Origin of the sequence: Bradyrhizobium sp. SEMIA, from assembly GCF_014844175.1 — a bacterium.
GTDB lineage: Bacteria > Pseudomonadota > Alphaproteobacteria > Rhizobiales > Xanthobacteraceae > Bradyrhizobium > Bradyrhizobium arachidis.
Genome location: NZ_CP046601.1, coordinates 7,943,079 through 7,967,711, shown reverse-complemented (window position 1 = coordinate 7,967,711; position 24,633 = coordinate 7,943,079). Strand labels below are relative to the sequence as shown.

Genomic DNA, 24,633 nt, shown 5'->3' with positions numbered 1-24,633 from the left:
TCGGTTCCTGAGTGAGACCAAAGTCTACGCAGAAGGTCCCTGCCGGTCGGGAACAGAGGTGTTTCTCAACATTTGTTTCGGTACGTCTTCCCGCGGAGGGGCTGTCATGAGCAGACTGCAAGAGCGCGAAACCGCCCCTGACGTCTACAATCTGTTTCTCGCGGCTGTCCTCTTTCTATCGCCGTGGCTGTTCAAGCTGACGAACAGCCAGGGCAAGATCGACCTCTGGGTGACGAGCGCGATCATCGTCATCCTCTCGCTGGCGGCCATCATTGCCTATCGCGACTGGGAGGAGTGGATCAACGTCCTGATGGGCGTCTGGCTCATCGCCTCGCCCTGGCTGCTTGGATTCCCGCACACGCGGGCGATGCATCTCAGCATCGGCTTCGGCGTCGCCATCATGCTCCTGGCATTGCTCGATCTCTTCCTGCATTACCAGAAGAGGCATCCGGAGATGGAAACAGAGCAGGAGAGGGCGGCGCACCAATAGCTCTTCCGAGGCCTCCTCAGCCCTCGCCGCCATGGAGCTGCGCGCGAAAGGCGCGCGGCGACAGTCCCGTGGCCGCGGCATAGACCCGGCTGAAATAGGCGGGGTCCTCGAAGCCGAGCGCATAGGCGATCGTCGAGACCGGCAGATTGGTGTAGACGAGGTTGCGCCGCGCCTCGCGGATCAGGCGGTTGAGGATCAGGTGCGAGGCGGTATCGCCGGTCGCCGCCCGCGTGATCCTGTTGAGATGGGTCGGCGTGATCGACAGCGCGCGGGCGTAGTCCGCGACGCTCCAGCGCTCCAGATGATGCTGCTCCAGCAGCGCCTCGAAGCGGCGGAACAGTCCACTTTCCGCCGTGCCCGCACCGCCGCTCTCGCCGGTGAGCGCACGAGCCACCAGCCCGATCATGGCCGACGACAGAGCGCGCAGCACATGGGCGCGGCCGAAATCGCGCGCAGCGTGCTCGGCAAAAATCTGCTTCATGGTCGTGCGGATCTGCGGCGTGCCGCGCACCACGGCCGATCGTGACAGCGCCCCGCGCAGGCCTTCCGCGGCGAGCAGCGCCTCGTCCAGGATTTCTGCGGCGATGGTCAGCACCCAGCCTTGCGTATCGGGCTCGAAGCGGAAGCCGTGGACATGGCCGACCGGCACGTTGACGATCTGCATCGGCCGGAGCGCCACCACCCGCCCGTCGAGCGTCGCCTCGCCGCCGCCGCGTTCGATCAGCAGCACCTGGTGCAGCCGGGCGTGGCGGTGCACCGCCAGCGTCCAATCGTGCAGCACCGAGCGGGACGCGATGGTCTCGCAATGCACGACGTCGGGCAGATCGCCGGACTCGCCGAACAGATTATAGACCCGGATCGCCGGGGCAGGGGCTACGTGTCTCATGTTCGAATAGTACAAGACAAAGACGAAACCCTCCATCGGTTTGCGGGGTTGAATCTGCAAAAAAGTGCCGACGGGAGGACGCAAAAATGAAAGTTCAGGTCTGCATCATCGGCGGTGGGCCGTCCGGGCTGCTGTTGTCCCAGCTCCTTCATCTGAAGGGCATCGACACGATCGTGCTGGAGAAATACAGCCGCGACCACGTGCTGGCCCGAATTCGCGCCGGCGTGCTCGAGCATGGTTTTGCGAAGCTGATGCGCGAGGCGCATTGCGGCGAGCGGATGGACCGCGAGGGCGAGATTCACGGTGGATTCGAGATCGCCCATGACGGCAGGCTGTCCCATATCGACCTGCACAAGCATTCCGGCGGCAATTCGGTGCTGGTCTACGGCCAGACCGAGCTCACGCGCGATCTCTACGAAGCGCGCGATCGGCTCGGCGGCAAGGTCATGCACAATGCGGAAGACGTGACGCCGCATGATCTGACCTCGGACCGGCCCTACGTGACGTACCGCGCGAACGGCGAGACCCTCCGCGTCGATTGCGACTACATCGTCGGCGCCGACGGCTTTCACGGCGTCAGCCGCAAATCGATCCCTAAGGACGTGCTGCGCGAATACGAGAAGGTCTATCCGTTCGGTTGGCTTGGTGTGTTGTCGCGCACGAAGCCGGTGTCGCCCGAGCTGATCTATGTCAAGCACGAGCGCGGCTTTGCGCTCTGCTCGCTGCGCTCGCAGGTGCTCAGCCGTTACTACGTCCAAGTGCCGCTCACCGACAAGGTCGAGGACTGGAGCGACGATGCGTTCTGGGCCGAGCTGAAGCGCCGTCTGCCGGACGAGGTCGCAGGCCGGCTGATCACGGGGCCCTCGATCGAGAAGAGCATCGCGCCGCTGCGCAGCTTCGTCGCCGAGCCGATGAGCTATGGCCGCCTGTTCCTCGCCGGAGATGCCGCTCATATCGTGCCGCCCACCGGCGCGCGCGGGCTGAACAGCGCCGCCTCCGACATCTATTACCTCTATCATGCGATGCTCGCGCACTATCAGCGCGGCGATGATTCCGGCCTTGAGGGTTATTCCGCCAAGGCGCTGGCGCGGATCTGGAAGGCGCAGCGCTTCTCCTGGTGGATGACGATGATGCTGCATCGCTTCCCCGACCGGCTCGAATATGAGGACCGGCTGCAGCAGACCGAGCTGAACTACCTGCTCTCGTCCGAGACCGCGCAGCGCCTGCTTGCGGAGAATTACGTGGGGCTGCCGTTTTAGCTAGTGGCAGCTGCCCGCTCACAAATCCGTCGCGCGCGTGAAGAAAAATTGATGCGTCAGACCGGCATCAAATGACTCAGCAAATCCGCCCATTGTCGCCCCAGTCGCAAATGTGACCGGGCCAGCCCCGGACCGACGGACCGAACCATATTGGAATGCCGTCCCAGAAAATCCAACGGCCATCCGGTTCAAGCGGAAGCTTGTAGGAACGGCCGGCGGTGGCGGAATGGTTTATATCAAAGGGCGCGCGTATTATGACGCGTCGCTTCTCGCGAGCCACAGCGGACGTTGTGAGCATGGCGATCGCGATCAATCCAATCGACAAGAGCTTGATTGGGGACATCGAACTTGCCTTTTTGCCCTCGATGGGGCTGCAACCTTAGCCCGTTTCTTCGACCTTGGGCAGGCGAACCTATCCGAGCTAACATGGCGCATTTGCGCCAGTTGAAAGACGCACCGGGCCGCGGCGGCAACTACTTCCCTTCCAGCGCGTTGACCGGTGTCCAATCCGGCGGCGGCGGATTGGCCGCGAGAGCTTGGGCGCGCTTTGCGAACAGCGCTGACGTTGGATCGGTATTCGCGGTCTTCGCAAACGCGTCAGCCGCCTTCGCGAACTCCCGGGCGCGCCAGCAGGCCAGGCCTTCCGCATACGCTGCTGCCACCTTCGCCTGCTTCGCACTCTGCGCGCCCCTGTTGGCCAGCGGTTCGAACACCTTGATCGCCTCGCCGCGTCCCATCACCCTGATCGCATCGAGCTCGCGCCAGGCGAAGGTATCGCCGGTTTGTGCCACGGTCGCCTCCGAGGCCATGATCGCGGTGCCGTAATATTTGTTCGCGCCTTCGAGCCGCGAGGCGACGTTCACGGTGTCGCTCATCACGGTATAGTTGAAGCGGCGGCGCGAGCCGATATTGCCGACCACGGCTTCGCCGCTGTTGAGACCGATGCGGTGCGACAGGCCGTGACCGGCGAAGGCGGCATTGCTGGCGTTCAGCCCCGCGAGCTTCTCGTGACACTTCAGAGCGGCGTGGACGGCATTGCGCGCATGGGAGGGATCGTCGGCGGGCGCGCCGAACATGGCGACGATGGAATCGCCGATATATTTGTCGACATAGCCGCCATGGCTCTCGATGATGTCGGTCATGGCGGAGAGATATTCGTTCATCAGCTTCACCAGCTCGCCCGGCGTCATCGTCTCCGCGATCGAGGAGAAGCCGCTGAGGTCGGAGAAGAACATGGTGACGTTGCGCATCTCGCCGCCGAGCTCCGGCATCTTGCCGGAGGCGACCATGGTCTCGATGATTTCGGGGGCGAGATAAAGCGCAAAGCTCTTGCGCAGGAAACGCTCGTCGCGATCGGCCAGCACGAAGCGGTAACCGATCATCATCGCCAGTGCAGCAAGACTCGCGAGCGCGGGCTCGGTCAGCGGCAGCGCCATCGCATGCACGAATGCGCCGACAGCCGCGGCGGTGTAAATGGCGGTGAGGGCTAGCCACACGATCAGCGCGCCGCCCGGTGCAAGCAGGCAGGCGGCGCAGGCGATGATCGCCGCGAACACGATTGTCAGAACGGTCCGCATGGGAAAACCGAGCTCGGTCACGGCATCGCGCTCGATCAGGTTCCGCACCACGGTCGCGTGCACGAAGACGCCGGCGACGTCACTGCGCGCATTCTGCGCGGTGCTTGCGGGTGCGGGCAGGGCGCACCGCACGCCCGGCGCGCCGTCATAGCCGCTCGCAAGGCGCATCGAGGTCAGCTTGCGGTCCTCGAAATTCAGCGCGGTGCCGAGCAGCACGACCTTGCCGCCAAAGGCGCGGCGGAAGAAGTCACGGTCGCCTTTTTCGACGCAGGCCCGCAGATCGGCGAACGAATAGGCCGGTACGTCGCGGCCGAGCCCACGAAAGTTGAGCGTCAATGTATTCGGTACCGCGCTCGGGATCGTGTAGCCGGACAATTCGGCTGCACCTGACGGTGCAAGCTCGACCTTCGCTCCGACCGCACGTGCGGCGAGCTCGACCGCCATCGCCGGGACCGGCTTGCCATCGATGGAGAAGCTGAGCGGCATCCGCCGGATGACATCGTCCGCGTCGGTGTGGACGTTGAGCGCGCGGATGTTGTTTCGCACCGCCACCCGCTGCGCGGTGTACGGCGTGTCCGGGTGGTCGTTGCTCAGGATTTCGCCGAGCACCAGCTTGCCGCCATCGGAGATCTGTCGCAGCGCGATCAGGTAGTCTCGATCAAAACCCCTCATGCGGCTTCCGAGCGGCGCGTCGCCGAAGGGGATCTCGGACTGCTCGATCGAGCTCGGAAAGATCACGTCAAAGCCGATCACCTTGGCGCCGCCGTCGGTGATGCTGCCGAGCACCCGGCCGATTTCGCGCGTCCAGGTCTGTGTCGGCGATCCCTTGAAGGGTGGGGTGTCGTAGGTCTCACCGTCGATCGCCACGACGACCACAGGCGATGTCGCGGGATCGCGGCGGTCGCCGACGATCTTGCCGCGCAGCGCCGTGAGGATATCAAGCGAGAGACCTTGCAGCGACCGAAGCGGCGGGGACGTAAAGACCGCGCCCGCAAGGAGCGCGATCAGGATCGCCGCAACGATGTCCCGTCTGCCGATCCGCCGCATCGCCCCGTCGCTTGGTCGCCTATTCGAGCCGCAGCAGGCGACCGACGATCGGCGTCGGCGATGACGTGGCGCTGGCGTCGACCTGGAAGGCGTAGCGCTTGGCGCCGAGAATGGCGAGATAGCTGCCGCCGGGGGTGAGCGTCTTTCCGGCCTTGGCAAAGTCGTAGAACTTGCCGCCGACCATGATCTCGGTCTTGAGCGGCACGCTGATCGTGGGCTCCTTGCCGTCGGTGCGCTCGATCACCAGCGTGCTGCCGCTCTTGGCCTGCACCAGCGGCGCTGTGCCGTAGAGCGTCGGCAGCTTCGATGGCGCGCCCTTGGCGTCCGAGCGCATGGTGCGGAAGGTGGTCGCGGCGCTCTGGTTCGCCTCGCGCTCCGACAGTTTCGCCGCGTTGGTATCGCAGGGCACTTTTTCCCGCTTGACCTCGCCGAGCTGCACGGTGCTCTGCTCGGCGCCGACCAGGACGACGCCTTCGCTGATGGTTTCGCGCTGGCAGGATTTGAGATAGCTGAGGGTGATGCTCGCTTTGGGCCCGAGCTTGATGATCTTGCCCGGCGCCACATAGTCCATGAACGCGACGCCGTCGACCTTGCCCTGGACGTCTTCGACGATCGCGGCCGGCGTCTCCGCCAAAGCGGGGGCCGCAAGGCAGAACGCGCCGACAGCGGCGCCGATCAGGCTTTTCATGGGAATGCTCATCCAGTTCGACCGATGCTCTACCGGTCCCCGTCCTGGTCCGATGCGTAGCAGCGGCGCGCCCAGGCATGTGTGACCAGAATCACTCTTAGTATTGGTGCCACTTTAGCAGGAACAGGTTCAACCCGGCGACCGGAGAAAACGGAGCCGCGGCAAGCCGTTGGCCGAATGGATAATATCAGGCCGCCGGGATGGGCGGACGGCTCTGCGCCGCACTCTCTATATTAGGAACGAGCGTCGCCTCGGTCTTCTGATATGGCGTCGCCTGCTGTCCGACGGCGATCTCAACGACCTCGTCCCAGCGCGACAGGAAGGCCTCGACGCAGGCCGGGTCGAACTGACGGCCCTGATGCTCGACCAGGTAGTTGCGCGCGGCCTCCAGCGGCATCGGCTCTTTATATGGGCGCCGCGTCGTCAGGGCGTCGAAGACGTCGGCGACCGCGACCACGCGCGCGGCGACCGGGATCTCGTCGGCCTTGAGGCCGTTCGGATAGCCGGCGCCGTCCCAGCGCTCGTGATGTCCTGCGGCAATTTGCGCGCCGAGCTGGATCAGCTCGCAACTGGAGTCCGCCAGGATCCTCTCGCCGATGGTCGCATGGGTCCGGATCACCGCCATCTCCTCGTCGGTCAGCTTGCCGGGCTTGAGCAGGATGTTGTCGGGGATAGCAACCTTGCCGACGTCGTGCAGCGGTGCGGCCAGGTAGATGTCGCGGCAGAGCCGGGCCGGCAGGCCGAGCTGCTCGGCGATGATGCGGCTGTAGCGGGCAACCCGCAGCGTATGCTCGCCGGTGTCGTTGTCGCGGTATTCGACTGCGAGCGCGAGCCGCAGGATGATCTCCTCCTCGCGCTCGCCGAGCTTTCGCGTCGCAGCCGCGACTTCGCTCGCCAGATGCGCGGCACGATCGTTGAGCTTGCGTACGGCTGCACCAAGCTGAATCAAATTCCGCAGGCGCACCGTCATCTCGACGCTCTGCGGTGCCTTGGGCAGGAAATCGGTTGCACCGGCCTGCAGCGCTTCCATCTTGACGTCATCGGTCTGTCGCGAGGTGATCATCGCGATCGGGATGTCGGCGCAGCCCGGCAGGGTCCGCAAAGTGCGGATGAAGCTGATGCCGTCCATATGCGGCATCTCGTAGTCGACCAGCACGAGATCGAACACGCGCTCTCGCGCGCAGGCCAGCGCCTCCACGGGATCGAGGAAGGTGGTGGCCTCGACCAGACCTTCGGCTTCGATGTGGCGTTTCAGGAAGTTGAGGACGGAGCGGCTGTCATCAACCAGGAGCGCTTGGGTCAGCATCGGCGGCCGGGCTCGTTCGGATGGCGAGGCATGACCTCGACACATAGCCTTTGCGATTTAACGCGGAGCAAACGTTTCACCGGCATCACGCAGCCTGAAGACTGCGCGGAGCGCATGAGATTCGGGCAGGCCATGCATGCTTGCATGCACAGGCGAAGTTCTAGGGATTGTGACCCGTAGTTGTACGGGGATGCCCATTAGGGGTTTGCACACTCTCCCCACCGAATAGTCGTCGCGCGAGATTCGCGCCATGCGTGCAGTGAGTCTCGGGGAAATTTGGGGGACGAATGTCGTCTGATGTCACCGAGCCGAAGTGGTCCCTACGGCTGCCGGCGGATTGCAGCATCGCTGCGATCCGCAATGTCTATGACCTGATCCGCGAGGCGTTCGGCCGGCAGGACCGGCTCGAGATCGATTGTTCGAGCGTCGACAAGGCCGACGTGACCTCGATCCAGCTTCTGCTGTCGACCGCCAAGACGGGCGAGGCCCAGGGCCGCCCGGTGGTGCTCACATCATTCTCCCAGTCTCTGCGCAACACCCTTCGCCGTGCCGGCTTCACCAGCGAGGCGATGATCGATCAGCATTTCCCGCAAAAGAAAGATGGCACCTGATGGCCACGATTCTCACGGTCGACGATTCGCCCAGCATCCGGCAGATGATCAAGGTCGTGCTCGAGCCGGCCGGTCACAACGTGATCGAGGCCGGCGACGGCGCGCAAGGGCTCGCCAAGGCCCAGGCCGGCAAGCTCGATCTCGTCATCACCGACTTGAATATGCCCGTCATGAACGGGCTGGAGCTGATCCGGGCACTGCGCAAGCTGCCGAGCGCGGTCGGCATGCCCATCGTGTTCCTCACCACCGAATCCAACGATGCGGTGAAGCAGGAAGCCAAGAGCGCCGGCGCCACCGGGTGGATCACCAAGCCGTTCAAGCCCGAGCAGCTGCTCGCCGTCGTCGGCAAGCTGGTGCGCGCATGAACGTGATGGACCCGACCGAGGTCTTTCGCCAGGAAGCCAGCGAGCTGTTCGAGGTCCTGGAAGGAGCCCTGCTCGACCTCGGCCAGCGTCCCGACGACCGCGAGCTGGTCGATTCCGCCTTCCGCGCCCTGCACACGATCAAGGGCTCGGGCGCGATGTTCGGCTTCGACAAGGTCGCCTCCTTCACCCATGAATTCGAGACCGCCTTCGACCGCGTCCGCAAGGGCGAGATCAAGCCAAGCCAGGAGCTGATCTCGGTCGCGCTCGCCGCCAAGGACTATATCCGCGCGCTGATCGAGGATCCGCAGTCGACCGACGACATCATCGGCGACGCCATCCTCGACGATCTCAAGCGCTTCGTGTCGTCGGATCAGCCCGCAGCTCCCATCGCCGCGGCCGTGGAAGCGCCGCCGCTGGCTCCGACCGAGAGCAAGCAGGCCGGCTGGCACCTCTATCTCGAATTCGAATCCCACATCCTGCGCAACGGCTCGAATCCGCTCGACCTGCTGGAAGACCTCTGCAAGCTCGGTCCCTGCTTCGTCGTGCCCATCACCGACGGCATTCCTTTTCTCGACGAGATGGAGCCGGAAGACTGCTATCTGAAGTGGGACGTCAAGCTGCACGCGGCCTGCGACAAGGACGCGATCGACGACGTCTTCATGTTCGTCCAGGACGAGATGAAGCTGACGCTCTCGCCGCTGGAGCATGTCGAAGTGCCGGCCCCGGCGCCGCTGTTCCAGCTTCTCGACGAGGAGCCGATCGCCGAGATGCCCGCTCCGGTGGCCGAGGTCGTTGCCGCGCCCGTCGCGGAGCCGCCCGCCGCAAAGGCGGAGCTCAAGCCCGAAATCAAGCCCGAAGCGAAGCCTGAACCGAAGGTCGAGGCCAAGCGCGAAGAGCGCGGCATTGCCACCGTCCGCGTCCAGGCCGAGCGCTCGACGAATTGATGGACCGCGTCGGCGAGCTCGTCATCGCCCAGGCGCGGCTGAGCCAGCTCGCCGCCTCCGGCTCCGATCTCTCGATCAAGATGATCGCCGAGGAAATCGAGCGCCTCGCCTCCTCCTTGCGCGACACCACGATGGGCGCGCGCATGGTGCCGATCGGTTCGCTGTTCGGCCGTTTCCGCCGCCTCGTGCATGACCTCTCGCGCGATCTGTCGAAGCCGGTCGAATTCGTCACCTCGGGCGAGGACACCGAGCTCGACAAGACCATGATCGAGTGCCTGGCCGATCCGCTGGTGCATCTGATCCGCAATGCGATCGACCACGGCATCGAGGACACTGCAACGCGCGCCGCCAACGGCAAGACCGAGCAAGGCCGGATCGAGCTCGCCGCCGTCCATTCCGGCGCGCAGGTGCTCGTCACCGTCAAGGACAATGGCGGTGGCCTCAACACCGCGCGCATCCGCGCGAAGGCGCAAGAGCAGGGCCTGATCGCGGCCGGCGCCGTGCTGACCGATCACGAAATCCACCAGTTCCTGTTCCATCCCGGCTTCTCGACCGCGCAGACCATTTCGGCGCTGTCGGGCCGCGGCGTCGGCATGGACGTGGTCAAGCGCACCATCGAGAACATGCGCGGCACGATCGACCTGTCGACCAAGCCGGGCCAGGGCACGATCGTGACGCTGCGCCTGCCGCTGACGCTGGCGATCATCGAAGGTCTCCTGATCCGCGTCGGCGAAGGCCGCTACATCATCCCGCTGTCGGCGGTGGAGGAATGCGTCGAGCTGACCGCCGAGGACGAGCGCTCGCGCGGCCGCAACTTCCTCAACGTACGCGGTAATCTCGTTCCGTTCCTGCGCCTGCGCGAGCTGCTGACCGCATCGGGCTCGCCCGACCGGCACCAGAAAACGATCATCATCTCGACCGGCGAGACCCGCGTCGGCCTGGTCGCCGACCAGATCATCGGCAACCACCAGACCGTGATCAAGTCGCTCTCCAAGCTGCACTCTGACGTCACGATCTTCTCCGGCGCGACGATTTTGGGTGACGGCACGGCAGCGCTGATCCTCGACGTCGCCCAGCTCGTCACGCTGGCGCAGTCGAAGGTCGAGAAGCAGCACATCAGCGAGGCGGCGTGATGAACGAGGGGCAAGCCGGCGAGCACCAGGCGGGCGCGATGCAGGTCGTGATGATCGGCCTCGGCGAGGAGAAGTTCGCACTCGACGCAGGCCTCGTGCGCGAGATCATCGATCCCGTGCCCGTGACCAAGGTCGCGGGGGCGCGCGCGTTCGTTCCCAGCGTGATCAACGTGCGCGGCAACGTCATTCCGCTCGCCGATCTGCGCATCCGTTTCGGCATGCCGCAGCTCGCCGATTCAGGCGACACCCGCATCGTCGTCATCGAGCTGCAGCTCGACGGCGAGCCGGTCCTGGTCGGCGTCACTGCCGACAAGGTCTACGAGGTCACGGAGATTTCGCAGACCGATGTGCAGCAGACGCCGCGCGTCGGCATGCATTGGAAACCGGAGTTCATTCGCTTCATCGCCAAATGGCGCGAAGAGTTCGTCATCGTTCCCAACATGGAACGCATTCTGAATTGAGAGCAGGTCTCGGGGGCGAGACTGACGAGGGGCTGAAGATGAGATTTACGGTCAAGGCAAAGCTGGCCAGTGCGTTCGGCCTGGTCATCGTCCTGTCCATGGTCGCCGGCGGCGTGGCGTACATGAAGCTCGGCGACATGATGGCGACGGCCGACAGCATGGTCCTCCGCGCCAAGCGGATGGAGAAGGCGACCCAGATCGAGAAGGACGTCCTCCTCCAGCTCCGCGCGGAAAAGAACGCCATCATCGGCAATGAGAGCGAGGTCGAGCAGGCCGCCGCCGATGCCGCCAAGCGGCGTGAGGCTGCGTTCAAGACCAAGGACGAGGTCTACGCGCTCGCCAGTGAAGCCGGCAGGAAATTGCTCGACGGCTTCGCGGTGTCCTACGCCAAGATGAATGCCTATCAGGAAGAGACGATCCGGATCGCGAAGACCGACAAGGCCAAGGCGACGGACCGCTCGACCAACGAGGGGCGCAAGCTCGTGAACGAGGCGCTCGAGTCCATGGGTGCCTATGTCGAGAACACCAAGAAACAGATGGCTGACCAGGCCATCCAGTCGAAGGAAGAGGGGCATCAGGCGCAGTTCATGCTGTTGTCGCTTCTTGGTGTCTCGCTGATGGTCGCGATCGCGGCAGCCTTGTGGATTTCGATCTCGATCAGCCGTTCGCTCGGCCGCGCCGTCAGCCTTGCCGGAGCGGTGGCCGATGGCGATCTCAACCAGACCATTCCTTCCGCGAGCAACGACGAGATCGGCGATCTCGTCAGGTCGCTGAACATGATGGTCGCGAAGCTCCGGCAGATCGTTGCCGAAGCTCTCACCGCCGCGCAAAATGTCTCGGCCGGCAGCCAGGAGCTCTCCGCCAGCGCCGAGCAGCTCTCGCAGGGCGCGACCGAGCAGGCCTCGTCCGCCGAGGAAGCCTCGTCCTCGATGGAGGAGATGGCCTCGAACGTGAAGCAGAACGCCGATAACGCCAACCAGACCGAGAAGATCGCGGCGCAGTCGGCCAAGGATGCGGAAGCCAGCGGCGTTGCCGTCGGCCGCGCCGTCAACGCGATGCAGACCATCGCCGAGAAGGTCACGATCGTGCAGGAGATCGCACGCCAGACCGACCTGCTCGCGCTCAACGCCGCGGTCGAAGCCGCGCGCGCCGGCGAGCACGGCAAGGGCTTTGCGGTGGTGGCCTCCGAAGTGCGCAAGCTCGCCGAACGGAGCCAGGCGGCGGCAGCCGACATCGGCACGCTGTCGACCGAGACCGTGAAGGTCGCGCAGGAAGCCGGCGACATGCTGGCCAAGCTCGTGCCCGACATCAAGAAGACCGCCGAACTGGTCCAGGAGATCACCGCGGCCTGCCGCGAGCAGGACGTCGGTTCGGCCCAGATCAACCAGGCGATCCAGCAGCTCGACAAGGTCGGCCAGCAGAACGCCAGTGCTTCCGAGGAGGTGTCCTCGACCTCCGAAGAGCTCGCCTCGCAGGCCGAGCAGCTCCAGTCGACGATCGCCTATTTCCGCATCGACCACGGCGCAAAGAGCCAGGCGCCGGCGCCGATCGATCGCGCGGTCAATCAGCTGCGTGCCAAGGCGGCCACGATGGCGGCGGCCGAGCGTCCGGCCAAGAAGCCGCAGGCGAGGCCCGCGCGCGCCCTGAAGGCGGCCGGCGGCGGCGGCTTCGCTTTCGACATGAACGACGGCGAGGACGATCGCGACGCTGATTTCCAGCGCTAGGACTCTCCGAGGGATCGGTCCGCCCTTGACCGGTGGGCCGATCCCTCGCCAGCAATTGCGTAAACGTTCAGGATTCAAGATGGCCCGTTCGGCCCGACATTCAGTGCAGGCGGCGGCCATCCCGGTTGGGGGCATGCAGCGATGATGCCCGCCATGCAGGATACGGCGGTGCATCTGTCTGACCGCCACTTCCGGACCATCGCCGAGTTGATCGAGGGCCAGGTCGGCATCAAGCTGCCGCAGGGCAAGCGGCTGATGCTGGAGGGACGGTTGCACAAGCGCGTCCGCGCGCTGAACTTCTCCGACCTCAACGAATATGTCGAGAACCTGTTCGAGGCCGAGCATTTCGACACCGAGCTCACCCATCTCATCGATGTGGTGACGACCAACAAGACCGACTTCTTCCGCGAACCCCAGCACTTCACGTTCATGCGTGACGTGGCGGTTCCGGCCCTGCTCAAATCGCATGGACGCCGGAATGCGAACCTGAAGATCTGGAGCTCGGCGAGCTCCACGGGGATGGAAGCCTACACCACCGCCATGGTGCTGGACGACATGACCCGGAATGGATCGCGCTTCCAGTACCGCATCCTCGGGACAGATATTTCAACGGCGGTGCTGCGCCTTGCCAAGACCGCGATCTATACCCGCGACGTGCTCGCTCCGGTGCCGGAAAACTTCGTGAAGCGATACTTCCTGTCGTCGCGGGACAAGTTGCGCGGCGAGGTGCGGGTGGTGCCAGAGCTGCGGCGCATGACGCATTTCATGCGGATGAATCTCATGGATTCGTCCTATCCGGTCGACCGCGACGTCGACATCATATTCTGCCGCAACGTCCTGATCTATTTCGAGCGCGAGACGCAGCGCAAGGTGATCGAGCAATTGTGCAGCCATTTGCGGCCCGGCGGCTATCTCCTGGTAGGTCATTCGGAATCGATGATTCACAGTGCAGTGCCGGGTCTGAAGCAAGTCCAGCCAACTATTTTCAAGGTCTGATCGGAGCGCCGCCCACATGCCGAGGGAGAAAGTTCGCGTACTGATCGTGGACGATTCGGCGTCGGTGCGCCAAATCCTGCAGACGATCCTTTCCGAAGACCCCGATATCGAGGTAATGGGGACGGCGTCCGACCCGTTCGCGGCGGCGCGCCGCCTCCAGAACGAGATTCCCGACGTCATCATCCTCGACATCGAGATGCCCAGGATGGACGGCATGACGTTCCTGCGCAAGATCATGGCGCAGCGTCCGATCCCGGTGATCATCTGCTCCTCGCTGACCGAAGAGGGCTCGAACGTGATGTTCGAAGCGTTCGAGGCCGGCGCGGTCGACATCGTGCCGAAGCCGAAGATCGACACGCGCCAGGCGCTGCTCGAATGCTCGACGCGGTTGCGTGAGGCGGTCAAATCGGCGGCGCGTGCGCGGGTGCGTCCGCGCTCCGAGCGCAGGGTGATCGAGAAGAAGCTGACGGCTGATGCGATCATCCCGCCGCCGGTGCAGGGCAAGGTCCGGCCGACGACGGAACGCATCGTGTGCATCGGCGCATCGACCGGCGGGACCGAGGCCCTCAACGACGTCCTCGAGATGCTGCCGCCGCATTGTCCGCCCATCGTCATCGTCCAGCACATGCCGCCGGGCTTTACCGCAGCCTTTGCCAGGCGTCTCGACAGCGTCTGCCAGATCCGCGTCAAGGAGGCCGAGGACGGCGAGCCGGTGCTGCCGGGCTGCGCCTATATCGCGCCCGGTGCCCGTCACATGCTGCTTCAGCGCATCGGCTTGCGCTACCAGATCGCGATCAAGGACGGCCCGCCGGTGTCGCGGCATCGTCCCTCCGTTGACGTGCTGTTCCGCTCGGCGGCCCAGCACGCGGGCGCCAATGCGCTCGGCGTGATCATGACCGGCATGGGCGACGACGGCGCCCGCGGCATGCTGGAGATGCGCAAGCTCGGTGCTTCGACGCGCGCTCAGGACGAAGAGAGCTGCGTCGTGTTCGGCATGCCCAAGGAAGCCATTGCCCATGGCGGCGTCGAGAAGGTGGTCGCGCTGCACCACATCCCGCGCGAGATCATGCTCTGGTACCAGGCCGGGCATGTCGCGGCGGCAGGTTGATCGCAATGTCCGCCATTCCGGCCAACACACTGACTGAGGCGACCGCCGCGATCGAGGATGTCTCGTCGCGGGTCGAGGACGTCTTCGCGCGCGTCGGTCATGATCTCGGCCGCGGCCACCTCATGTTCAAGGAGCTGAACCAGGGCCTTGCGACGCTCTCCGAGGAGCTCTCCGGCGCCGAGATCGAGGGCGCCGCCACCGCCCTGCAGGAGATCTCCGCGCGGCTCAGCGAACTCGCAGAGGCGCTGCCGGCGGAAAGCGCGCTCCTGGAGACGATCGGCAAGAGCACGGCGGAGGCGTCGTCGCTGCTCAAGCCGCTGTTCAAGCACATTCAGATGATCACCATCATCGCGCGCAGCGCGCGGATCGAGGCGGCCTCGCTCGACGGCGATCGCGAAGGCTTTCTCGCCTTCACGCAGGAGGCCTACGATCTCGGCAAGGCCGTGCAGGGCTCGATCGAAGGCTGCGCGAAGGACCAGCAGCGCCTGTCGGATGCCGTCGCCACGGCGTCCAGCCGGCAGAAGGAATTCGAGAGCCGCTACGCCAGGCAGCTGGTGGCCGAGAGCGCAGAGCTCGGTGCGGCCTATTCGGGGTTGCGCGAGCAGCGCCGCAACGGCAGACAGCTTGCCGACCTCGCGAGCGCCAGCACCAGGAAGATCGCCGAGGCGGTCGGCGGCGCGATCATTTCGCTTCAGGCCGGCGACAGCACGCGCCAGCGCCTCGAGCATATCTGTCGCGGCCTTGGCCTTGCGTCGGGATCGTTCACGAGCCTCGTTCCCGAAGCGGTCGTAAGCGAGGACGGCGCGCGCGCGATCTGCCAGTTGCAGGCGGCCCTGCTCAGGGATGCCCAGCGCGAATTCGGCGGCGACATCGGCCAGATCGTTCGCGCGCTGTCCGCCATCCTGCACGACGCGGGCAGTGTCGTCGGCCACGGCCGCACGCTGTTCGGCGGCGAGGAGGGCGGCTCGTCGTCGTTCCTGGCGCGCATCAAGCAGACCCTGGCGCATGCCTCGACCCTGATCGGCACCTGCGAAAGCGCCGGCCGCGCGGTCGACGAGGCGCTCGCCATCGTCGAGGACACGCTGGCAAAATTTCGCCAGGCGATCGCCGGGCTCGCCGAGGCGACCGTCGACATCACCCTGATCGGCATGAATGCCGGGCTCAAGGCCAGCCATCTCGGCAGCCGCGGCAGCGCCTTCGTCGTGATCGCGAACGAGCTCAAGGCGACCGCCGATCAGGTCTCGGCGGGCGCGGGGCGCCTGCGGCCGGTGCTCGACAGTATCGAACGCTCCGCGCAGGAGCTGAAACAGCTCCGCGTGCAGGGCGATCCCACCCAGCTTGCCAAGCTCGAGCCGCAGATCCTCCAGGCGCTGCGCGAGGTCGAGGCCGGCAACGAACGGCTCGGCAAGCTGATGAGCCGGCTCGTCGATGAAGGCGCCGAATTCGAGGGGCTGATGAATTCGGCGCAGGGCCTGATGACCTCGCTGGGCGAGAGCTCCTCGGCATTGCCTGCGGTTGCCGCGCGGCTCGAGACTGCGAGTGCGGGCGCACAGCGGCCACAACCGCAAGCTCAGGATCAGACGATGCTCGACGATCTCTTCGCGCGCTACACGATGGAGCGCGAGCGGGACGTCCACCGCGACTTCCTGCAAACCCTCGGGCTGGCGTCGATCGCCACCGCGCGCAGGGTCGAGGCGGTCGAGACAGCGGATGACGGCATAGAATTGTTCTGACGTCCGCCGCCGCGCCTTTGCGCGCGCCTACAGCAATTTGACGGGTTGGCTTTGCACGGCGTTAACCGTGGCGAAATGCTCGTCGCATCGGTCATTGTCGCGCCCCAGAGTTGGTCGCAAATACGCATGGAATTGCGACGGATGTTTTTCATGCTGAGAGACGGCAAATACGCTGCGTGGTTCAGGACCCCGCGTGGCCAGGGCACCGGCGTCGTACATCTGGCCGAAGGGCGGATCTCGGGCAGCGACAGCTTCTTCACCTATGGCGGATCCTATCGGGTCGACGAGCAGCGCTTCACGGCCCTCCTGACCACCAAGCGGTATGCCGACGGGCCGCCGACCGTGTTCGGGCATGACGAGGTCGAGGTCGAGCTCTCTGGCGTGTGCAGTGGCGCGATGGCGACCTGCTCTGGAACGGCGAGGCAAGCGCCTGACGTGATGTTCGAGGCGACGCTGATCTACAGCCAGGAGGATCAACCTGCCGCCGAGACGCGATGTGCGGTGGTGAAGCTCAATGACAAATTGCCCAAGGGGCTCGACAGCCGTTCCCGGCCGCGCCACTTCCCCGGACCTCCCAGGTCTCCCGCATCTTAGTACTGCATTGACACTGTTGCCTCGAAAAGGCGCCGTAGCCGGACTGAAGCAACCGAGCCTTTAGACGTGAAATCTAAATCTGAAGCCCGATAACGGTGGTGGAAGAAGAAACATGCCTCAGATCTGGATGACCTATGACGAGCTCGGAAGACTGTGCGACTGCGACAGCAGTGAAGCCAGAATGAGAGCCATTCACCTGTCACTTGACCGTCGCAAGAGCCGCGACGGAACGACGCGCGTCAAGCTGGATCTTGCGTTGACGGCCAAGTTCTTCGCCTCCGTCCGCGAGTCTGATTTCGATCTCGACGGTGCCATCGCAGCACTCCAGGCCACGCATCGGCAGATGGCCGAACTCCTGACACCGCACGAGTTCCTCGGCAGGCGCGGAGTGGCGTAAGCGATCGCCCGGACCGGGCATTGCGATCCGCGTCGAGATTCCCGCTATGGCTGCCCCGAATCAGGCATAAATTCGCCTCCGGAATTTCCGGCTGGGCCTCGGGGTTTCAACCCGCACGGGCATACAGCCTGCAGGAGGATGCCATGAGGACGGCCGCTTATCGGGCGTGCGTGACGCTGGTGGGAACAGCTTTGTTGGGCGCGGCGACGATTGCGACAGCAGCGTCGGCGAGGGCGGAGGTCGTGAAACTTCAGGCCGACCTCAAAGGCGGCAATGAGGTGCCTCCGAACAATTCGCCCGGGACGGGCAAGGCGGAAGCGACCTACGACACCGAGACGAAAACCCTGACCTACACTGTCACCTATGCCGGCCTGACGGGCCCGGCGATGGGGGCCCATTTCCATGGTCCCGGCGAGGCCGGCAAGAACGCCGGCATCGCTCTGCCGTTCAAGACGGTGCAGAGCCCGATCCAGGGCAGCGCCACGCTGACCGACACGCAGGCCGCGGATCTCCTGGCTGGCAAGTGGTATGCGAACATCCATACCGCCGCGAATCCGGGTGGCGAGTTGCGCGGGCAGATGATGAAGTAGAGGCGGCCCGCCAAGTCAGGCAGCTTGGTGCAGGCTAACGCCTCTGGTCCCGACGATCACGCGCGAGACCGTTCATCTCGATACCGTTCATCGAGGCGCCCTGCGGCAACGAAAGCGTCGCCATTTGGTCGCACTTTGCCGCGATAACGTCACGCTGGAATTGATCGTCGGACCCAGCATGAAGCACCTGTTCCCTCTGGCTGTTGCCGCAGCCCTGCTTTTTCACACCGATGCGCGCGCCATGCTTCGCGACGCTTCGATCGATCATGACCTGGGCGGGGTCAAGAAGTCGTTCGAGGCCATGTTGCGCGCGCATAGCGGCCGCGCCATCGATCTCGGAACCGCACGTGCGGTGGTTCGCGGTCAGGATGCTCCGGAAGAACCGGTGAGCCGCTGATCAGGGGCGCGGCTCGGTAAGAGGTTCGGCAAGCCTGAATGATGTCGCCGGTCAGCTGTGGGCGTTCTCGATCAATTTACGGATAGGCCAGGCGCAACACGCATTCGGACATAACTGGCAACGCGCCTATTGTTGACGACCAATCCCCAACTCTTTCTGCAATTGCGGCGTAAAGCCCATTGCGCCCTCGGTACGTCCTTGGCCGGTTCCCAGGTTTCGAGTCGCTGGTGCCGGAGAGGAGGACGTTCCCGTGGCGGCGGTGGTCGGGGTGGATGAACCAGACGCAGTGCCGGTGTAGCCACTGCGCACACCGCTCGGATAGGTGCCTTGGGCGACTGCCGAGGGCGATGTCGCAATGAGCAAAGCTCCACCCAGAAGCACATGAAGTTTGCGGACCATCGTTCCAAATCCTCTCAACAGATTGCGCATTGTGGATCAGAAGCCGCAGTTTGCCAATCTGCGTCTTGCTGCGAGCTTTGAGCAGAGTGTGCAGAACGTGTCTAGGATGGAGATCTGGGCAAAAAGGCGAGGATGGTCTGAGCCAACAGCACACCGACTGTTCCCCCTGCTGCTTTCTGCAGCACATCCACCAGGGCCGGATCGCGATCGGGCGTTAGAGCTTGCAGAACCTCGAGCCCGATTGCGACTGACAGCACGAGCATGCAAGCGAGACGGAAGCGTCCAGGCAGCAAAAAGGACAGGAGAAAGCCCAATAGTCCATAAGCGCTGAACCGCTCGACGACGACAATCCAATAGGCTTCGTGATGGCCGACGAGCACGGGGCGACCTGCCAACTTCGCCAAGGTGGCGTAACTTATCAGGGCAAAGCAGACGCTAGTGGCCGCGACGAGGGGGTTCCGAAACATGTCCGCACCATACCCAACTCTGCGAGCTGATGCCGGGAAACCCTTTGCTATCGTTAAGGAGGCCACGCCTCTCGGTCGGACGAGAGCGCTAGCCGACGCTTCGCATCGACGGACGCGCCAAATTTTCATCAGGACCGTGCGAGGGCCGGACCGGAAAGACCTGCCAGAATCAGCCGCCACGACGGCCGTTTGATGCAACCCTCGGCATCTGTGCGACATTTCCACCGCGAGGACGGATCAGGAACTGTGGAGGCTCTGACGATTTGGAGGGGCGCACATAAGGCTTCAACTTGAGGTATTGCGTACGACGCCTCTGCGAGACGACGGATCGCGTGCCATAACCAGCCGCGAACGAAATTGCCACGATGGCAGCCAAGAGTATGATGTCGAACATGCGAGGGTACCACCATCGGAGCGCTTGCCAGTCCGATACCGGTGCTGGTCAACATTCATAAGGCAGTTTTGCGGACTTCCGATGACCCGCGATCACATGAATTTGCCCGCGATGACCGGAACTTTGTCGGCCGTCCGCAATGCCTCGTCAAGGTCGGGGTGAACGTGTGTCAACATCATGAACCAATTGCGTCGCGCCCGTTCAAAAGGCAATTCGCCTGAACCTGCGTCGGCGTCGTCGCGAACGCAGCTCGCGAATGCCGTAACCGGCGGCAAATCCAGCCGCAAAAATAGCCAATAGGAACAGCAGTGCCAACATGGCACCCCTTGAAGCATTTGCCGTGCCAGCTCGGCTTCGTCAGATGTGAAGGCGTTTGCTTCCAGGCGGCTGCTTTCGAACCGCCTCGCCGACCGACTTTCCTAAAGCATGATCCGGAAAAGTGCGAAGCGGTTTTCCGGAAAGATCATGCGCAAACAACAACCTAAAGCGCGATGACGATTCATCCAAATCTCATCGCGCTTTAGGCAACAAGCGCGGCTTTTTGTGTCGTGCCGTCGAGGCCGGCCGATTTACGTCTCTCAAGAAGCTCGACGAATTCCTTGACGGGCAATGGCGCGGCGACGAGATAGCCTTGGCCCTCTTCGACGCCGCAGGAGATCAGGGCGCGGACCTGCTCTTCGGTCTCGATCCCCTCCGCGATGACGCTCATGCTTAGATCGCGCGCGAGCGCGACCAGCATCTCCACGATGGTCGTGGTCGAGGCATCCACCGCGATGGTATCGACGAAGAACTTGTCGATCTTGATGGTGTTGGCACCCAGCGCTTTCAAACGCGATAGTCCGCTATGGCCGACGCCGACGTCGTCAATGGCAACGCGGAAGCCATGGTCGCGTAACTCGCTCACCACGGCTGCGGCACGTACGAGATCATCGAGTTCGTCGCGTTCGGTCACCTCGATCACGATCTGACGTGTGGACACCTTGGCCGCACCAACGGTGCTACGCAGTGTCTCGATGAAACCCGCGCTCAAGAGGTGCTTGGGCACGACATTGAGTGAAAGTTTGAATTCCTTGTCGGCCTTCAGGTGCGGCTGCAGGTCGGCCAGGGCACGGCCGAGAAGCTGCCAAGTCATGCCTTGAATCCGTCCGCTGGACTCCGCCAGCGGAATGAAATTCATCGGTGGCACGACGGAGCCGTCCGCGCGCAGCCAACGCACCAGGATCTCGCATCCTTTGATCTGCCTGGTCTTGAGATCGAAGATTGGCTGAAAATAGGGGCTGAATTCGCCGAGCGCCAACGCGCGGTCGAGATCGGCGACGGGGCCCTCGACGCGCCGCGTCCGCGACAGCAGGAGGCCGAAGAGCGCGCCCAGCGCGAGCGAGAGAGCGATGGCCGGCCAATAGGCCTGGCTGTTCCATGTCGACAGCACGGTCCTGTCGATGCGGATCGTCGTGCGCAGCGGGTAACGTGCCGAGCGCTTCTCGAAATCGACCGGATGCGGCAGCGCCTTGTCGGCATCAAGCATGAATTCGCCAAGCTGCGCGCCATTCGTGAGCGCCAGCAGGACCTGACCATGCGCGCGCAATTCCGCCGGCATGATATCGAACAGGCTGGAGTTGATGCCGAGGATGGCGACCAGCGCCTTGTTGTTGCCGATGTCCCTGAGCACGCCGAGGGCGTCGCCGCCGAATTGCTCGACGCGGAACAGCATCAGCCCCGCATCCCGCGAGGCCAGCATGTCGCCGCGATCGACCCAGCCCTTGTCGAATTCCAGCGTCTCCGAATAGGCCGAGCAGATCACCGAGCCGTCGGCGTTGACCAGACGCACGTCCTTGACCGCCGAGCGCCGATAGACGTGGAGACGGATCGCCTGCAGCGCCGCCGGATCGCAGGTGGCGAGCCCCCGGCTTGCCAACTGGTCGAGGCTTGCTGCGGCAAAGTCGACCGCGAACTCTGAGCGGCGCGTGACGACCTCGGTCAGCTCTTCGAGATGGCGCGCCTGCTGATCGTGAATGAACTGTGTAGCGGCGAAGTGGCCGCCTAGTCCAAACGTCACCGCGCCCGAAAGCACGAGCGCCGCCGTCGAAAATCTCGGCCGTGTTGATCGCATCCGGCCCCGGGACAGGGTTAAAAGAGGATTATCCGAACTTAACCGGGATGCGCTAAGATAAGGTTTAAGGCGGGCCGACTGACAACCGCCAAGCCCCGTTTCAGGTCGCACTCGGCCTGCCCTGCGACCCGCTGTTGTGCTCCGGATCACTCCAGCCCCGCAGATGGAGCCGTTATAGCTGGCGGAACTGCCGAGGGGGACGCCGCGGCAGCCGGACCTCGCTCAATCGGTAGTTGCTTGGGTAAGAGTGGCGGTCGACGGGCCACGTAACGCAAAGGCGCAGCACGACGAATGCAACGTTGAGGGCTAGCCAGATCGATACCGCAATAATGAAATAATGTGCCACAACGGAATCTCCGCTTTCTCAGCAGATCTTGTCGAGACAACGCTGAGAGCGGGGCGTGGTTCCGCAAGCGTTTCAGGCGGCCTTCCGCGGGCTGCTAGCCTTTCTTGGTTGCTGCCTTGGACTTAAGCGACAGGCCGAGGCGCAAGGCCATCCGCTTGATTGCGTCGGGTGATCGCCCGAGCTGTTTCGCTGCATCTTCCAGCGAAGTCGAAGACTTGGCCAATTCCATGAGGCGGCGGTCTTCCTTGAATGACCAGGGCTTGCGCGCCATAACCGAAACTATCCTCTCACGTCGATACGACGACAAAGCCGCCAAGCGGTTCGCTCAGCGGCTTTGCTTGGGTGGGGCCGGGCTTGGGGGAGCCCGGTGCGGAGATGGATAGGCGATCCGACGAAACGCGCAACAAAGACCGGGAATTAAGCTAACCTCTCAACCTTACCGCGGCGAATCCGGTGCGCGATTCACGTATAATCACGGGAGTTTTGGTCGGTGACGGCAGCTCGTGGACAAGTGGCTGTAGCTTAGGATCGCCCGGCCTCCAGTGATGGCTCTCGCAGAATGAGTTTGCGCGATCTCGCTTCAAGAGGCGGCAAGGCTCGCGTTCGAAGCGTGAGTTGATGCTGCGGGCCTAGCCGTCTTTGCTCTGCTCGACCTGCCGGGCGGCGTCGGCCTGATCGACGACACAAGGCGGACTGCCGCAGGCGATACGCTCCATGTTCTCTAGCTCGGGTCGAATTCCTGCGAGCAGATGTTGGATGACGGAGGTTGTGCAATTGGTTCTCTGTCGGTCGCTGCTGACACAGTAGCCCCGATGAACTACTGTGGTGTTTCGAATGGTCGGACGATCGCAATGCTCCCTAGGAGACCAGATTTCGGCGCCATGGTTGCCTTGGTCGTGACGATCCATGCCTGGTGTGGTCAGGCCTGGGCCGGCGACGAGGTCTCGACGGCTGGTTCGACGGTCGAAGGCGAGGCTAGTGATCTCGTCGCATCCCCCGATAGTCATATCTCCCGTGAGGATTGGAAGCGCCGGATTGGGGAGGCTCGCTCGCGGGCTGAGCAGGCGCGACGGGAGTGGAAGCTAAATGCTCCGTTGCGCACGTTCGTGCCGGATCCGCCGGAGAAAATCGCCACTGAACGGGTGCTGAGCGATGACACGCTGCAGCCGGGGGATATCGTTTCGACGGACAAGGGCTTCTTTGTGTTTCGCGGGCGGTCTGGCAGCGACGGGCAGGCTGCGGATTTCGCGCCGATAGCTCCGCGCTAGCTTGCTTGGGCGACATTTATTTCTCGCGCGCACTCACGCCTTGCAAAATCATGCTGATCGAGACGAAGCGAATCATCGCGCGCGAAATCGTGACGATCGTGTCAACTCTGGTTCACAATCGATCAAGTCATGATGCGCGCATGCAACGTCATCCCCGGTGAATTCTCCCTTGATGGAGTCCTGCGCCTCATCTCATGAGGACGCGTCACGAGATCGTCGAATTCGTTCGCTTATGATCGTGCAGACAATCAATGCGAACACGCAGATGCTTCAAAAGGCCTGGGCGGCATTCCCGCTCACCAAGATCAAAGAACGAGCATTCGAAGGCGCATTCTTCAGTGTTGTGCTGATCGCGATGGCCGGCTGGGTCTATTTCATCACGCTATCACTGCTGAGATTGATCCTGTGGTTCGTGGGCTGACTGCATGCGGATGATCGATCCTCAAGCAGATGGCTGCCCAATATTTCTCGCGTGTGAGAACGAAAACAGCAGCACTCATCACGATATCGACAAATCTGCAGGATGAGAATGCTGCGTCTGGGAGAAGGAGACGTTCCGCAAATGGAAAGATTTCCCAATGACATCGGTCTTGATCGTAGGCTTGATCTTCTTCGCGGGCTTCGGAGTTGGCTATCTCGCGCGTGCCTCGCGTTCGCGCAAGCGCAAGCATATGCGCCAGCTTTACGCCCCCTATGGTCCGCCGGCATCCCGGACGGCCGCGCGGCGCGCGTTTTGAGACTACACGACTCGAAGGCAGCTAATGTGATGACACATCTGTCCGGGGCGGCGTTCGCGATGACCAAGGTAACCATGTCCACTTAGGTTAAATCGCGGCCGCCGTTGTCTATCGGTTTGGTGATGAATAGGTTGCGCACGGATTTCAGGCAGATGATTTTGCATCCGTGCGCTTTTGAGTGGGATTTGAGTTGATGATCTGGCTCGTCGCTTTGGCCTTCCCGGTTGTGGCGGGACCGGTTTTCGTGTGGGCCTATGGCCGCCGGCTTGGCGCGCTAAGCGGTCCGTGGATCTGGGAAGAGGCGGCGCGTCATGACTGATCTGAGGAACAATGCGCCGCGGCGATACTTTGTCGATGCGGGCGGGCGACGCGTTTTGATTGGGCTGACGCCTGAGGAGACGTTCGAATTCGAACGGCTGGACAGCCAACCGGTTGCCGACCTATCCAAGGGGCAAGTTCTCCGCGACGGGAAGGTCCTGTGGCCGGTTACGGGGGAGCTGCGCTGGCAGGAGCTGTATGCCAAGCACGACGGTGCCTGGAAGGCGTGGTTGGTGCAGAACCGTGGTGAACGGACCGCAGGCTTTAGCCTTTGTTAACCATCCCGGA

At 63.5% G+C, this 24,633-nt stretch carries 24 protein-coding genes and 1 pseudogene; 18 read left to right on the top strand and 7 right to left on the bottom strand.

Features of this window, described 5'->3' with window-relative positions; genetic code table 11:
- Nucleotides 1–106 precede the first annotated feature (106 nt).
- Nucleotides 107–490 (top strand): SPW repeat protein, encoded by a 384-nt coding sequence (locus FOM02_RS38270; RefSeq protein WP_027562198.1) that lies wholly within the window; start codon nt 107–109, stop codon nt 488–490.
- A 16-nt stretch (nt 491–506) separates the two neighbouring features.
- Here the strand turns inward: FOM02_RS38270 and FOM02_RS38265 are convergent, their stop codons facing one another.
- Nucleotides 507–1,412 (bottom strand): helix-turn-helix domain-containing protein, encoded by a 906-nt coding sequence (locus tag FOM02_RS38265; protein ID WP_265440973.1) that lies wholly within the window; start codon nt 1,410–1,412, stop codon nt 507–509.
- A 50-nt stretch (nt 1,413–1,462) separates the two neighbouring features.
- On the opposite strand from FOM02_RS38265, the gene pobA reads away from it, so the two are divergent.
- The gene (gene pobA, locus FOM02_RS38260; protein WP_027562196.1) at nt 1,463–2,635 is read left to right on the top strand and encodes a 4-hydroxybenzoate 3-monooxygenase; all 1,173 of its coding nucleotides are present in this window, start codon (nt 1,463–1,465) and stop codon (nt 2,633–2,635) included.
- A 473-nt stretch (nt 2,636–3,108) separates the two neighbouring features.
- On the opposite strand, the gene FOM02_RS38255 is transcribed toward pobA, so the two are convergent.
- The 3 genes from FOM02_RS38255 to FOM02_RS38245 all read right to left on the bottom strand — a co-directional run bounded on the left by FOM02_RS38255 (nt 3,109) and on the right by FOM02_RS38245 (nt 7,253).
- On the bottom strand, nt 3,109–5,259 hold the full coding sequence (locus FOM02_RS38255; RefSeq protein WP_265440972.1) for an adenylate/guanylate cyclase domain-containing protein: 2,151 nt from the start codon (nt 5,257–5,259) through the stop codon (nt 3,109–3,111).
- A gap of 19 nt (nt 5,260–5,278) precedes the next feature.
- A complete protein-coding gene (locus tag FOM02_RS38250) occupies nt 5,279–5,947 on the bottom strand; it encodes a hypothetical protein (protein ID WP_027562194.1) in 669 nt (222 codons plus the stop codon).
- 187 nt (nt 5,948–6,134) lie between these two features.
- Complete coding sequence (locus tag FOM02_RS38245; protein WP_027562193.1) at nt 6,135–7,253, bottom strand: HD domain-containing phosphohydrolase; 1,119 nt, start codon at nt 7,251–7,253, stop codon at nt 6,135–6,137.
- Between the two features lie 287 nt (nt 7,254–7,540).
- Between FOM02_RS38245 and FOM02_RS38240 the strand changes: the two genes are divergently transcribed.
- From FOM02_RS38240 to FOM02_RS38185, 12 genes and pseudogenes are all read left to right on the top strand, one after another.
- Nucleotides 7,541–7,864 (top strand): STAS domain-containing protein, encoded by a 324-nt coding sequence (locus FOM02_RS38240; protein ID WP_027562192.1) that lies wholly within the window; start codon nt 7,541–7,543, stop codon nt 7,862–7,864.
- Complete coding sequence (locus FOM02_RS38235) at nt 7,864–8,229, top strand: response regulator (protein ID WP_027562191.1); 366 nt, start codon at nt 7,864–7,866, stop codon at nt 8,227–8,229. The genes FOM02_RS38240 and FOM02_RS38235 overlap by 1 nt, the downstream gene beginning before the upstream one ends.
- Nucleotides 8,226–10,306: pseudogene (locus FOM02_RS38230) on the top strand (chemotaxis protein CheA). Before FOM02_RS38235 ends, FOM02_RS38230 begins: the two are co-directional and overlap by 4 nt.
- Complete coding sequence (locus FOM02_RS38225) at nt 10,306–10,767, top strand: chemotaxis protein CheW (RefSeq protein WP_027562189.1); 462 nt, start codon at nt 10,306–10,308, stop codon at nt 10,765–10,767. The pseudogene FOM02_RS38230 and the gene FOM02_RS38225 overlap by 1 nt, the downstream one beginning before the upstream one ends.
- 38 nt (nt 10,768–10,805) lie before the next feature.
- Nucleotides 10,806–12,491, top strand: coding sequence for a methyl-accepting chemotaxis protein (locus FOM02_RS38220; protein WP_265440970.1), 1,686 nt, complete (start codon nt 10,806–10,808; stop codon nt 12,489–12,491).
- Between the two features lie 141 nt (nt 12,492–12,632).
- Complete coding sequence (locus FOM02_RS38215) at nt 12,633–13,487, top strand: CheR family methyltransferase (protein ID WP_027562186.1); 855 nt, start codon at nt 12,633–12,635, stop codon at nt 13,485–13,487.
- Between the two features lie 16 nt (nt 13,488–13,503).
- A complete protein-coding gene (locus FOM02_RS38210) occupies nt 13,504–14,595 on the top strand; it encodes a protein-glutamate methylesterase/protein-glutamine glutaminase (protein WP_027562185.1) in 1,092 nt (363 codons plus the stop codon).
- Nucleotides 14,596–14,600: 5 nt separating this feature from the next.
- On the top strand, nt 14,601–16,328 hold the full coding sequence (locus FOM02_RS38205) for a chemotaxis protein (RefSeq protein ID WP_027562184.1): 1,728 nt from the start codon (nt 14,601–14,603) through the stop codon (nt 16,326–16,328).
- Nucleotides 16,329–16,478: 150 nt separating this feature from the next.
- Nucleotides 16,479–16,922, top strand: coding sequence for a hypothetical protein (locus FOM02_RS38200; protein ID WP_027562183.1), 444 nt, complete (start codon nt 16,479–16,481; stop codon nt 16,920–16,922).
- 112 nt (nt 16,923–17,034) lie between these two features.
- Nucleotides 17,035–17,319, top strand: coding sequence for a hypothetical protein (locus FOM02_RS38195; protein WP_027562182.1), 285 nt, complete (start codon nt 17,035–17,037; stop codon nt 17,317–17,319).
- Nucleotides 17,320–17,462: 143 nt separating this feature from the next.
- The gene (locus FOM02_RS38190) at nt 17,463–17,909 is read left to right on the top strand and encodes a CHRD domain-containing protein (protein ID WP_051378071.1); all 447 of its coding nucleotides are present in this window, start codon (nt 17,463–17,465) and stop codon (nt 17,907–17,909) included.
- 178 nt (nt 17,910–18,087) lie between these two features.
- Nucleotides 18,088–18,306 (top strand): hypothetical protein, encoded by a 219-nt coding sequence (locus tag FOM02_RS38185; RefSeq protein WP_141263188.1) that lies wholly within the window; start codon nt 18,088–18,090, stop codon nt 18,304–18,306.
- Between the two features lie 500 nt (nt 18,307–18,806).
- Here the strand turns inward: FOM02_RS38185 and FOM02_RS38180 are convergent, their stop codons facing one another.
- The 3 genes from FOM02_RS38180 to FOM02_RS38170 form a co-directional block, all read right to left on the bottom strand.
- Nucleotides 18,807–19,085: a VanZ family protein gene (locus FOM02_RS38180; protein WP_265440969.1), complete on the bottom strand. Its 279-nt coding sequence runs from the start codon at nt 19,083–19,085 to the stop codon at nt 18,807–18,809.
- Between the two features lie 1,001 nt (nt 19,086–20,086).
- A complete protein-coding gene (locus FOM02_RS38175; protein WP_265440968.1) occupies nt 20,087–21,637 on the bottom strand; it encodes an EAL domain-containing protein in 1,551 nt (516 codons plus the stop codon).
- A gap of 479 nt (nt 21,638–22,116) precedes the next feature.
- Complete coding sequence (locus tag FOM02_RS38170) at nt 22,117–22,293, bottom strand: hypothetical protein (protein ID WP_167336527.1); 177 nt, start codon at nt 22,291–22,293, stop codon at nt 22,117–22,119.
- A 610-nt stretch (nt 22,294–22,903) separates the two neighbouring features.
- On the opposite strand from FOM02_RS38170, the gene FOM02_RS38165 reads away from it, so the two are divergent.
- The 4 genes from FOM02_RS38165 to FOM02_RS38150 all read left to right on the top strand — a co-directional run bounded on the left by FOM02_RS38165 (nt 22,904) and on the right by FOM02_RS38150 (nt 24,623).
- Nucleotides 22,904–23,290, top strand: a complete 387-nt coding sequence (locus FOM02_RS38165) for a hypothetical protein (RefSeq protein WP_051378069.1) — start codon at nt 22,904–22,906, stop codon at nt 23,288–23,290.
- Nucleotides 23,291–23,555: 265 nt separating this feature from the next.
- Complete coding sequence (locus FOM02_RS38160; protein WP_167336526.1) at nt 23,556–23,711, top strand: hypothetical protein; 156 nt, start codon at nt 23,556–23,558, stop codon at nt 23,709–23,711.
- A gap of 509 nt (nt 23,712–24,220) precedes the next feature.
- Nucleotides 24,221–24,346: a hypothetical protein gene (locus FOM02_RS38155; RefSeq protein WP_265440967.1), complete on the top strand. Its 126-nt coding sequence runs from the start codon at nt 24,221–24,223 to the stop codon at nt 24,344–24,346.
- Nucleotides 24,339–24,623 carry a hypothetical protein gene (locus tag FOM02_RS38150; RefSeq protein ID WP_027562177.1) on the top strand — a complete coding sequence of 95 codons (285 nt, stop codon included), beginning with the start codon at nt 24,339–24,341 and terminating at the stop codon, nt 24,621–24,623. The genes FOM02_RS38155 and FOM02_RS38150 overlap by 8 nt, the downstream gene beginning before the upstream one ends.
- Nucleotides 24,624–24,633 lie beyond the last annotated feature (10 nt).